A 12,196-nucleotide genomic window follows, 5' to 3' on the forward strand; every position below is an offset into this window, starting at 1 on the left:
ATGCACTCAACTTATTTAGTAGAGATATTCACTATATGTCTTCACTTTATGTCCACCACGTCATAAGTGGGCGTTACCTTGCTATATAGTTTTCATTTGAACTACATGTAAGCTCCGTAGAATTCTCTTATCCTTGCTTCGCGGAATTCCCGCCTTGCTTCGCGGAATTCCCGCCTTGCTCCGCGGAATTCTCTTCTCATTTAAAGTGCCAGGCACCCAAACAATTCTGACAATTTAAAAAGGAGTTGTCTTTAAGCATAAGCAAGCCCACCATATAATTTTCCATGGTGGGCTTGCCTTCTATACTATTCTTTTATACTTTTGTTTTTAAGGAACGGCGCAAAATTTTGCCTGTTGTATTTTTCGGTAGCTCGTCCAATATTTCAACTACTTTTGGAACTTTGTATTTCACCATATGTTGTGCACAGTATGCCAGTATATCATCCGTCGTCGTGGCTGCTACTTCCTTAAGTACAATATAAGCATGCACCGCTTCACCAAAGTTAGGATCTGGATAGCCGACAACTGCCGCTTCCACAACATTATCATGGGCAAATAGCACTTCCTCTACTTCTCTCGGATAGACATTATAGCCACCTACAATAATCATATCTTTTTTGCGATCGACGATATAAAAGTAGCCTTCGTCATCTACTTTCGCAAGATCCCCCGTGTACAGCCAACCATCACGAATCGCCATCGCAGTTTCCTCAGGCATTTTATAATAGCCTTTCATCACGTTTGGACCACGAACGACTAACTCACCAACTTCACCAACAGGCACTTGTCGACCATTAACATCCACGACTCTATTTTCGACATTATTAATAGATGTACCAATGGAGCCAGCTTTGCGGTCTCGATCTAATGGATTAAAACACGTTACTGGTGATGCTTCTGATAAGCCATAGCCTTCTGATACACGCACATTAAATTTCTGCTCGAAATTATGTAATAGTGCTACAGGTAATGATGCCCCTCCTGAAATGGCTAAACGAATTGTCGAGAAATCTTCCGGCTTGCCTTCAGGTAGTAAATATAAAAAGTTATACATCGTTGGCACACCAGCAAAGACGGTTGCCTGTTGCTCTTTCGCCAACGCAAAAATTTCACTTGGACTAAAGCGTGGTGCAAGTAAAATCGTTGCGCCACTTATTAACGGTGCATTTACGACTACCGTTAACGCAAATACATGGAAGACGGGTAATGTTGCAATAATACGGTCATCTGCTCGATAACCTAAATACGTAGAGACGTCACGTGCATTGGAATAGACATTTCCATGTGTCAACATGGCACCCTTTGGAGTTCCTGTTGTGCCGGAAGTGTATAAAATAATGGCCGTGTCATCTTGTGCTACGTCCACCGGTTCGATGGTGCCAGCTGCGTTCGCAATAACTTGTGAAAATAAATGCGTTTTCGCTTTCGCTTCTTGCGATAAAGCAGCTACTTTTTCAGCAACATCTGCTGTCGTTTCACAAACGACAAATGTCTTCAGTTCTGGAAAGGCTTGTACACCTACTTCGACTAAAGGAAGCAAAGCATCGAGCGCAATAACCGCTTTGACATCGCCATTTCGTAAAATATAAGAAATCTCATCTTGCGTATAGATAGGATTGACAGGAATAGCTGTAGCTCCTAAACGCATTGTGGCATATAAAGCGATTAAATAATGTGGTGTATTGCCGAGTAAAAACGCCACATGGTCCCCTTTTTGTACCCCTAAATCTTGTAACCCCTGTGCAAAGCGACCAACCGTCTGCTCAAATTCCCCATACGTCGTATCTTTCCCCATAAAATGATACGCGATTTTTTCTGGTTGCTCTGCTGCTTGTTGACGAACACATGAAACTAAATTCAATTACACCATCCCCTTATCGTATAAAATGAATCGTTATTCAGTAATATTATATAAGAAATATATCTAAAAAACAATGAGACTTTTTACTTCATGTTGTTATTACTGTTAAAAACTTCATTTTTTTCTCTTTCGTACGATTTTTTAAGATCGAATATGGGAGATGTAGCGCCAACGAATTAAGTAAAAATAAATGACTTGAATAAGCACAAAAAAACCAAATGCAAAGAACACTTCTTTGACAATCGAAATATTTGCAATATCTTTTAAAATGCCTTGCACCATAAAGAAAGCAAAGGCACTATGCATCATCGCAACACTCCAAGGCAAGAAAAATTGTGGGAACAAATGTCTGTTGACCAGCTTTTTCAACTCGATATCTGTTAAACCCATCCGTTTTAATACATCAAATTTGCGCTTTTCTCGTTCCAGTGACGTATGCAACTTAAAGTAAATGAAACTACCAGCCGCTAATAAAAAGACAGTCGCTACTAAAACACCAACTAATGTAAATAATGAGTAGGTAGCTAATATATAAGAATAATTTAATCCCGCATTTTCAAAATAAAATGGACTATGCTTCCCCTTTTTAAGACTATGGAAATATTGGGTTGAAGCACTTTCTACAATATCCTTGCCGATATCCTTCGTCTCCATCCACTGGGGAATATCAAATGTAAAGAGATGATAACTAGGCTGTACAACCCCCTTACTTGTAATCGGGTTAACAAGCTTACCAAAATCTTCATCGCTTATGACAATAGAGTTCACACTAACAATGGATCCTGGAAAAACAATTTTAGGGTATACACTATCAATTGTAATAGGAATTTCATTTTCTTCTAAAATCGTTCGGACTTCTGTATTTTTAAGTTTTTTCAAAGACTCTTCTGAATAGGGTATGAATACGGCTTCGCCAGACGCTAAATCAATTAACGGATAGTTAAAGGACGACAGCAAGACGTTCATATCCGATTCTCGAAATACTTCAACTTCATTTTGTGTAAAGGAGGAAGTTTGCTTGATCACAACAAAGCGTGATAAATGATAGGATAAGCCCTTGTCCTCTAATTGCATACGTAACGAATTAATGTGCTCAGCCTCATAAGGGTTATCGATATCTCCTTTATAAATAAGACCGAGTGGATTTAATCGGTCGTATTGCGTCGTATAGGAGGACATTGTCGCTAACACACCGACAGATAAAAATGCCAATGTTGAAACCATCGTTACGACAAAAAACATTTTTACATTATCTATCATAATGCGCGTCTGCTCAGCTAATGATAACAAGCGATAGCGTCGCCAATGAAATTTACGTTTCCCGCGAGCTAGCTGTAAAATGAATGGTACAGAATCACTAAAAAAATAATAGGTGCCAAACGTAGCTGATAACGGAATTAGCAACGTTAACTCAATCATCGTCGTATGCGAAACGATAATAGCCAGCGCATAGGTTGTTAAAATTAAACTAATCCCATATATTGCACGAATTTTAGAATAGCCCTTATCACTATTAATATAATCATCGCCTTTAATAAGATCACGTAATTTTCTCTCACGTGTAAAATACACACTGATAAAAGAAATAACGACAAAAGCACTTGTAAAGACGCCAATTGTTAATAAAAACGGTTGCCACGAAACATAAAGCGGCAAATCTTCTAAATGCAAAATTTCACGCACAATCATAAAGAAAAACTTTGAAAATGAAAAGCCAAAAATAATGCCTACAATAATAGAACCTGAGCCGATAATCATCGTTTCTAAAAAGACAAGCTTGTTCATTTGCCTCTTTTCCATTCCAAGATGCAGTAAAATTGCAAACTCATGTGATCTCGCCTCTAAAAAGGCGCTCATGGAGTAATATAAAAAGAACAAAGTAAAGAGGACAAGTACGATTTCAGCTCCAATCATGCCGACTAGCGATACTTCTCCTAAAATACCTCGTTCAATATCTGGATGAAACATGAGCATTGAATAGATAAAAAATACGGCCACAGAAAAAAAGCTTGCCATAAAAAAGGCTCCGTAAATACGGCTGTTCCGTACGACATTACGGTAAGCGAATTGTCGAAAGGTCACCTACTTGCCCTCCTCCTAGTAAGCTCAATACATTTAAAATACGTTGGAAAAACATTTGACGGCGGTCATCGCGATAGATTTCATTGAAAAACTCTCCGTCTTTAATAAATAGCACACGATCACAGTAGCTTGCTGCAATTGGATCATGGGTCACCATGACAATTGTCGTTTGTTTTTCCTTATTAATTTTCGTTAATAGTTCAAGAACATCACGTGAAGAATTTGAATCTAAGTTGCCAGTCGGTTCATCTGCTAAAATAAGGCTTGGATTATGAATTAATGCCCGTCCAATTGCTGTTCGTTGCGCTTGTCCACCTGAAATTTCATTCGGTCGTTTATGCAAAAAGGACGTTAGATCAAGTTTTTCGACAATACCTGCAAGACGCTCTTCCATCACTTCCAATGGCTGCTGATCAAGCGTTAACGGCAACACGATATTTTCCTCGACTGTAAGCATATGCAATAAATTAAAATCTTGAAATACAAAGCCTAGCTGTCTTCTTCTAAAATAAGCTAGCTCTGTTGCATTTAGCGTATGCGGATTCATGCCATCTAAAATAATCTCTCCACTAGTTGGTTCGTCAATCGTCGAGATAATATTTAATAACGTCGTTTTCCCGCTTCCTGATGGGCCCATGACAGCTAAAAACTCGCCTTCCTCAACATCAAAACTTAATTGATTGAGTGCACGATGGGTAACTTTTCCCTCGTATACTTTCGTAACATCCTTTATTTGTAAAATCGGCATATCCTGTTCACCTTATTTCTCGATTAATTCCATAGATTCTGGTAATAGCCATTTATATACCACTTCAAAAGCAATTTGAAACTGCGATGCTTCAGCAGAATGTTGCTCTTCCCCCTGAACAAGACTAAAGCAGTGCTCCCCAACGACTACATCCCAAGCATCTAACTCACCTTCAAGTATTTCACCACACACTGAATAGTGCCCACTATACATAACATGCCCACCCTCTACCGGAAAAGCATTAAGCTGGCTTGGTTTATGTAAGTGTAGCCCAAGTGCTTGGCAAAAATGCATGACTTCATCCGCTAGTAATTGACTTGCTTGACGGTAATTTTCACAAAACATACAGTCACAAAGCGCTGATTGTGAGTCGTATAGCTCCTTCATTTTTTGTGATTCTATATTTAATAGCCAATCATCGATACGTACTTCTCCCATTATTGTTCCCCCTAATTTGTAAATGTCACAGTGACAATCGTGCCTTTCCCTACTTCTGATGAAATATCTAATTGATGCCCTAGTTTTTCACAGATTTCCTTTGCTAAATATAGGCCCATACCTGTAGATTCACCGGTTTTACGACCATTTTCCCCCGTAAAAAAGGCTTTCGTTACACGTGAAAGGTCAGAAGCTGGGATACCTATTCCTTCATCGCAAATGGCTAGCTGAATATAATCATCTTTTTGTATGGCAGATATCACGATTTTTTTATTTTCTTCAAACGTATATTTCACAGCGTTCGTAACAAATTGCCCAATAATAAAACGCAGCCATTTGGAATCACTTGCGACAATAATGTCATCTTCAATATGAATTTCCGGGAAAACACGTTTCGTTATAAATAAACGTTTATTTTCATTAACTGTTGCAGTAACAATCGTTTTCAACGGAATTTGTTCTACTTGCATATCCTCTTCAAAGTTTTCTAATCGTGCATTCACTAGCACCATATCCAACCCTCTGCGTAAACGATCAATCTCTTCTTGAACATTTTTCTTATCGAGCGGACGCTCATCCTGTAATAACATTTCGATAACTGAAATAGGGGTTTTCATTTGATGTACCCATTGATTCATAAATTGATCATGTCGCTTTTGGCTAGCATATAACGCATGCAGTTCATGCTGATACAGACGGTATAGTTCATGCATATATTTTTCTACCTGCATAGCTTCTGGTGTCTTGGCATTTTTTTGCAGCACATCCTCCATTGATTTTGGAAGATGTAAGATTTTGCTCAAATAACTTTGACGCATTAAATAGCGAATAAGTAAAAATGAGCATAGCAATACTAAACTAATACTGACAGAATAGATGGCCGTATCGACGTTTCGAAAGCCGTCGAGCCAGTACAACACCATAATAAATCCAACTAAAATCAGCTGAAAAATAAAAAATGTTGCATAATCACGCAAAAATAATTTCCAGCCCATTACATTTCACCCGCACTCAATAGAAAGCGATAACCTGCACCGCGAACCGTCTCAATGGATGACGCAATATTATAATCTGCTAGCTTTTTCCGCACTCTTGTCATATTAACATTCAACGTATTTTCATCGACGAATGCTTGATCATCCCATAGCTCCTCTAATAGTTGCTCACGCGTTACAACTTTTGGAGCATGGCCCATTAACAGTTCTAATATAATACATTCTTTTTTCTGTAATGGGATTTCTAGATCATTTTTGTGCAACTCCATACGCTCTAGATGCAAGACAAGTTGCCCTTGCTTAATTGTTCGCTCTTCTTGCCTTGCTGCATATTCACCATATGTACGACGCAAGTGACTACGAATTTTAGCGAGAACAATTTCATAATTAAATGGCTTTGTTATAAAATCGTCACCTCCATTTTCAAGCGCAAAAATCTGATCCATTTCACCAGATCGTGCTGAAATGAAGATGATTGGACAAGTTGTATGTTGACGTAGCTGACGACACCAATAATAGCCGTCATACGCAGGTAAATTTATATCAAGCAACACCATATGTGGATTAAATGCTGTAAACTCTTCGATTAGAAGATCAAATTCTTGGATGGTTTCCACTTCGTATTGGTATTTTCTAAGTGTTTCTGCAAGTAATGATGCAATCTTCACATCATCCTCGACAATAAATATTCGGTGTTTCTCCATACCGACACTCCTTTCTATCATATATTGTACCAAAAAAAGGCTACGCGCCATAACCTGCGCGTGCCCTTTTCTACCCGTGAGCTATGGATTTTCTTCTACCATGTTCAACTCACGAATTTTTCCGCTGGCTTAAGCATTCTACCTTCTAAGTATAGACTAATAATTTCTTTTTTAATGAAAGGCATTAGCCAACGGTTTTTTGTCTATTGTTAATAAATTAATTGTAAAAACTCTTCTGTCGAGATACCACCAAAGTATGTTGGTACGTCAATCCCAGCTAACGCCTTTGCAATAGCCACACGGTCATAGTTTGTCCCAACTAAACGCTGTTCAACATCGGCAATATCGCCCACCCCGAAGAAGTCACCGAAAATATGTGCTTCTTCAATAATGCCGTGGTTTACTTCTAGGCGGATATCAATTCCCCCTGTAGGGAAACGATGTGTTTTTTGAATATTGAAGCGTGGAGATTTACCATAATTCCATTCCCACGTTTGATAGCGTTCAGCAGATAATTTATGAATATTTGCCCAATCTTCTTCCGTTAGCTCATAATAACGAATGTTTTCTTCGCCACCGAAAATGGATTTTAATATTTCTAAACGGAATTCTTCTACTGTCATTTTGTGCATTAGAAACTCCGAAATATTTGCTACACGTGAACGAATCGATTTAATACCTTTTGATTCGATTTTATCTTTCTTCACCTTCAAAGCAGATACAACCGCATCTATTTCTGTATCAAACAGTAAAGTACCATGGCTAAACATACGGCCTTTTGTAGAAAACTGTGCGTTCCCGGATACTTTGCGTCCTTCCGCTAAAATATCATTACGACCTGACAGCTCGGCATTTACGCCCAGTTTGGCAAGCGCATCGACAACGGGCTGTGTGAATTTTTTATAATTCATAAAGCTATCGCCATCGTCCTTCGTAATAAAGCTATAGTTTAGATTTCCGAGATCATGATACACTGCTCCACCACCCGAAAGGCGACGAACAACGATGATCCCGTTATCCTCCACATAGTCTGTATTAATTTCTTCTATCGTATTTTGGTTTTTACCAATAATAATCGATGGCTGATTGATGTAAAATAACAGCACTGGTTCCTTATCAACATCCATTGTCTTTAATAAATACTCCTCAATGGCAAGGTTAATGCGTGGGTCATGAATCCCTTTATTATCAACGAAAATCATATTCGTTTCCTCCTTCACAAAATATCCACATTTTATTTTACCGTAAATTAGGCATTTTGTGTTGACGAAACGCATCTGTTATAATACACTAGGAAATAACAAAACAGTAATAGTACAGATGAACTTAAAGGAGGAGTCCACAATGTTAGAAAACGTAGTTGAATTTTTCAAGAACTTACCTGCAAAACAATGCACGGAATGCGGTGAAAAGATCGAAGAACAAAGCGAATGCTACAGCAACACTTGTGAAAAATGTAACTGCCTATAAGCATTTGCCTATTCTGTAAGTCATTACGTGCCCCACACGACCTAATAATGACACCCCTCATCATACTTGTATGATGAACCCTTAATTAAATCTCTTACACTTACACAAAACAGCAGCTGATACGCTCATATCAGCTGCTGTTTTACTTTTAGAAATTGTGTGAGTGCCTGGCACTCACACAATTTCTTACAAAGTAAAAATCCACGTAGACTCCTGCGGGAACAGCACAAGTAGTAGAACGCAACAAACCGCGCGACAGCGAGGGTTGCGGCTTACACTGTGCCCGAGGAAAGCGCAGTGGATTTTTACAATTTTGGAACCGATATTTTGCTAGGGGGTAAATTGTTTGAGTGCCTGGCACTAAAAAAACACCCACCAAGTAAATGGTGGGTGCAAAGTGTTTTTTAATCTTCGGCTACTTTTGAGTAACGTTTTGTGTGTAATAGCATGAAATAACCAAAAGTAATGGCTAAGAACACAAGTAAGTATCCAATTAGCACACCGTAGTTTTGCCATAAATAAGACATATCCCCTGTTGAGATGCTTGCTTTAAATGCTTGCACAGTATATGTCATTGGTAGTAATGTATTGAACACTTGTAATGGTGATGGAATCAATTCAAGTGGGAATGTACCTGCACTTGTTGTAAGTTGTAAAATCAGTACCACAATGGCAACGAAACGACCTGGATCACCTAAAATAGAAACTAACATTTGTACTAAAGCTAAGAACACATAGCTTGTGATAACAGCTGTTAGTACAAAATAACCCATATTTTGTACTTCAAGCCCTAAGCCCCATTTCACAATTCCTACTGTTAGTAACGCTTGAATTAGACCGACAAATGCAAGTACTGTCACTTTACTTGTAAACCATGTTGCTCCATTTTTCGGACGAATAGCTGGTTCAACAAGTGGGAATACAATTGAAATTAACAATGCCCCAACGAATAATCCAAGTGAAATAAAGTAAGGAGCGAATCCTGTACCATAGTTAGGTACATGGTTAACTGATTCTTTGTCTACTTCTACTGGACTACCTACCATATCATACGTGTCAGTATTCGCATGTACTTCGTTCGCTTTTTCACTCGCTTCACCTAATTTGCTAGATAGCGTTGCTGTACCATCTGCAAGTTCAGTTGAACCGTCGGCAAGTGTAGCAGAACCTTCTGCTAGTTCACCAGATTTTGAAGCAAGTGTTGAAGTACCTTCGTTCAATGTTGTTGTACCACTAGCTAAGTCATTTAACCCTGAAGCTAATGTTTGAGAGCCTGTAACTGCCGTGTTGACACCAGCATGTAATTCTCCTAATTTATCTGCAAGTGTTGCATTACCAGCTTGTAGGCTTTGTGCACCTTTAACTAATTCATTACTTTTTCCGGCTAATGCATTCGCACCAGCTAGAACTTCTTTTTGACCTGCCGCAATTTGTGATGCCCCGCCACTTACTTGGCTAGCACCCGCTTGTAATTTTTCAGTACCAGTAGCTAATGAACTTAAACCATTATGCACACTTGCACTACCCGCTTGTAGCTCTGCTAACGTTTGTTTTAACGCAGCTGCTTGCTCTTCCGGCATCGATGCAATCGCACCTTGTAACTGTGCAGTTAAAGCTGTAAGACCTGCTTCTACTTTGGCAGAGCCATCTGCTAATTGATTTGCTGCACCGTTTAATGCGCCAGCATTTTCCGCAACAGATGATGCACCAGCAATGATTTGCTGTTGTTTTTCAGTCAATGTTGTAAGACCAGCTTCTACCTTCGCTACACCTTGTGTGTATTGCGTTAAGCCTTGTTCAAGACTCGTTGCCCCAGCAGCAGCCTGCTGTGCACCTTGCTGTAACTGCACTGTACCATTTTCTAATTTTACAAGCCCAGTTGATAAGTCATTAGCACCCGTTGCCGCTTGCGCTGCACCTTTGGTAATTTTATCTGTACCATCAGAAAGTTCAATTGTGCTAGAAGCTAACTGCTCTAAATATCCTTTTAAATCTTTCGCTCCATTTGCTACTTTTTGAGCGCCTTCATCCAGTTTAACTGAACCATCAGCTGCTTCCGTAAAGCCGTCGCCAAGTGTTGCAATGGAATCAAATAATTTTTCTGCATATGTAGCAGATACTTGCGTATTTACTTCAGCGCGAATGCGATCCATTGCTGTTTCACCGATTTGTGCGCCTAAGAAGTTTAATCCTTCATTTGGAATATAGTTCATGACTAATTTAGAAGGTTTGTCATCAAGTAAAGTCGTAGCATGCTCTGAGAAATTGGCTGGTATTTCTAAAATCATGTAATAGTCTCGACCATTTAAACCTTTTTCTGCTTTTTCTTTGGACACTTCAATAAAGTCAAATTGCTTACTATCGACCAGTTTATCGACTAACGTATCGCCTAGTTCTAACTTTAAGCCGTCCATTTCTGCCCCTTTATCTTCGTTGACAATTGCTACCGGTAAATTAGACATGCCTGCATATGGATCCCAAAACGCCCATAAAAACATACCTGCGTACATGACCGGGATAAATAGGACAGCAATTATTGAAACAAGCATTTTTCTTGTTTTAAAGATTTTCAGCCATTCAGCTTTAATCATATGTTTCCCTCACTCCTATACTAATTGACCGAAAACGTCAATTGGTCATTTTTCTGCAAAAAAATCACAAACTTCACAGTACGTAAAATTTGTCGATTCTTTCTTAAAGAACGAGTCCTCGAAAGATTGTTTCCTTGAAAAGATTAAGAATCTTTTCTTCTGGAATCATGTCGCCGTGTAGCTCATGCCAATCTACAACGAACGCTAAATACGCCTTTAACAACAGATAGCTTACTAACTCAGCATCACAATCTCGAATCTCACCTTTGTCGATACGTCTTTGAATTAACGTCGCCACATAAGATAATATTTCAGACTCAATGCGAATTAACACTTGTTTGACTGCTGGTGTGCGTAATTCTTTTTCTTCCTCTATTAACTTCGCAAATAAAAGATGCTTCTCACGGAATTGTAGCATTTTCATTAAAGCATTATGCGCATTATCCATAAAGCTAGCTGATACATCCAACACAGCATCCGCTTCCGCAATCATCTCACGTACAAGTGACATCGCAATCTCTTGAAAAAGAATTTCTTTATTTGCAAAAAATGTGTAAATTGTTCCTTTACCGACATTCGCAATTTTCGCCACTTGTTCCATCGTCGTTGCCTTATAGCCAAACAACGTAAATGATTTTGCAGCTGCTTCAAGAATTTCCTGCCTACGATCCATTTGTGACATCCTTTCTATGGTAAGTTATGTACATTCTTTAGTACACAGAAATAATAATGACCAGAAAACCGTTTCGGTCATCTGGTCAATATATTATGCCTATTTCAAAAAGAATGCAAGCTTTTTAATGATTATTTTTTTCATTTTCTTGTTGCTCGCTATCTTCAGACGAATTTGTATCATGATTCATCGTGTTCGTATTAACTTTGTCATCTTCTTGTATTACTTGCGTCATATCAGGTGTGCCAGCCGTAATTTGCTGCTTCGGCATATTATGAACACCGTTTGCAGTCGTATGGGCATACATAAAGTATACGCCGTCATGATCGAATGTAGTTTGCGCTTTATAGACGCCATCTTTCTCGAACTTCCCTTCAAGCATTTGCCCTTCATCGCGCTTCCCTGATTCCCATACTTCAAATTCAACTACTGCATCATCAATATTTTGTTCTCCTTGACTAACATGTGCAGCAAGTTCAATAGGAGCATTTATCGCTACTTCTTTAGGTGTTAAAATTTCTACGTCTGGTATTTGAGGCTCCTCCAATGTTGCAAGTGTTGCAGGCTCTTTCTTTTCCCCACACCCTACTAATAATGCGGGTACTGCTATCAATGTAAATAACCACTTCTTCAT

11 protein-coding genes are annotated in these 12,196 nt (G+C 38.9%); 1 reads left to right on the top strand and 10 read right to left on the bottom strand.

What is annotated here, in order from left to right; translation table 11 throughout:
- Window positions 1-313: 313 nt before the first annotated feature.
- The 7 genes from ACKVEV_RS13060 to ACKVEV_RS13090 all read right to left on the bottom strand — a co-directional run bounded on the left by ACKVEV_RS13060 (window position 314) and on the right by ACKVEV_RS13090 (window position 8,030).
- Window positions 314-1,861 carry a fatty acid--CoA ligase family protein gene (locus ACKVEV_RS13060; protein ID WP_409366843.1) on the bottom strand — a complete coding sequence of 516 codons (1,548 nt, stop codon included), beginning with the start codon at window positions 1,859-1,861 and terminating at the stop codon, window positions 314-316.
- 141 nt (window positions 1,862-2,002) lie between these two features.
- Window positions 2,003-3,943: an FtsX-like permease family protein gene (locus tag ACKVEV_RS13065; RefSeq protein ID WP_409366844.1), complete on the bottom strand. Its 1,941-nt coding sequence runs from the start codon at window positions 3,941-3,943 to the stop codon at window positions 2,003-2,005.
- Window positions 3,915-4,691 carry an ABC transporter ATP-binding protein gene (locus tag ACKVEV_RS13070; RefSeq protein WP_409366845.1) on the bottom strand — a complete coding sequence of 259 codons (777 nt, stop codon included), beginning with the start codon at window positions 4,689-4,691 and terminating at the stop codon, window positions 3,915-3,917. The genes ACKVEV_RS13065 and ACKVEV_RS13070 overlap by 29 nt, the downstream gene beginning before the upstream one ends.
- A 12-nt stretch (window positions 4,692-4,703) precedes the next feature.
- Window positions 4,704-5,129: a hypothetical protein gene (locus ACKVEV_RS13075; protein WP_409366846.1), complete on the bottom strand. Its 426-nt coding sequence runs from the start codon at window positions 5,127-5,129 to the stop codon at window positions 4,704-4,706.
- 11 nt (window positions 5,130-5,140) lie between these two features.
- Window positions 5,141-6,124, bottom strand: a complete 984-nt coding sequence (locus ACKVEV_RS13080) for a sensor histidine kinase (RefSeq protein WP_409366847.1) — start codon at window positions 6,122-6,124, stop codon at window positions 5,141-5,143.
- Window positions 6,124-6,828: a response regulator transcription factor gene (locus ACKVEV_RS13085; RefSeq protein ID WP_409366848.1), complete on the bottom strand. Its 705-nt coding sequence runs from the start codon at window positions 6,826-6,828 to the stop codon at window positions 6,124-6,126. The genes ACKVEV_RS13080 and ACKVEV_RS13085 overlap by 1 nt, the downstream gene beginning before the upstream one ends.
- A 209-nt stretch (window positions 6,829-7,037) precedes the next feature.
- Window positions 7,038-8,030 (bottom strand): lipoate--protein ligase, encoded by a 993-nt coding sequence (locus tag ACKVEV_RS13090; RefSeq protein WP_409366849.1) that lies wholly within the window; start codon window positions 8,028-8,030, stop codon window positions 7,038-7,040.
- 142 nt (window positions 8,031-8,172) lie between these two features.
- Between ACKVEV_RS13090 and yhfH the strand changes: the two genes are divergently transcribed.
- Window positions 8,173-8,298 (top strand): protein YhfH, encoded by a 126-nt coding sequence (gene yhfH / locus ACKVEV_RS13095; protein ID WP_069514604.1) that lies wholly within the window; start codon window positions 8,173-8,175, stop codon window positions 8,296-8,298.
- A gap of 404 nt (window positions 8,299-8,702) precedes the next feature.
- Here yhfH and ACKVEV_RS13100 read toward each other — a convergent pair whose 3' ends face one another.
- The 3 genes from ACKVEV_RS13100 to ACKVEV_RS13110 all read right to left on the bottom strand — a co-directional run bounded on the left by ACKVEV_RS13100 (window position 8,703) and on the right by ACKVEV_RS13110 (window position 12,196).
- On the bottom strand, window positions 8,703-10,889 hold the full coding sequence (locus ACKVEV_RS13100; protein WP_409366850.1) for a YhgE/Pip family protein: 2,187 nt from the start codon (window positions 10,887-10,889) through the stop codon (window positions 8,703-8,705).
- Between the two features lie 103 nt (window positions 10,890-10,992).
- Window positions 10,993-11,562, bottom strand: coding sequence for a TetR/AcrR family transcriptional regulator (locus ACKVEV_RS13105; RefSeq protein WP_409366851.1), 570 nt, complete (start codon window positions 11,560-11,562; stop codon window positions 10,993-10,995).
- A gap of 124 nt (window positions 11,563-11,686) precedes the next feature.
- Window positions 11,687-12,196, bottom strand: a complete 510-nt coding sequence (locus ACKVEV_RS13110; protein WP_409366852.1) for a FixH family protein — start codon at window positions 12,194-12,196, stop codon at window positions 11,687-11,689.

Source organism: Lysinibacillus sp. 38-6, from assembly GCF_046245175.1.
Taxonomy (GTDB): Bacteria; Bacillota; Bacilli; order Bacillales_A; family Planococcaceae; genus Lysinibacillus.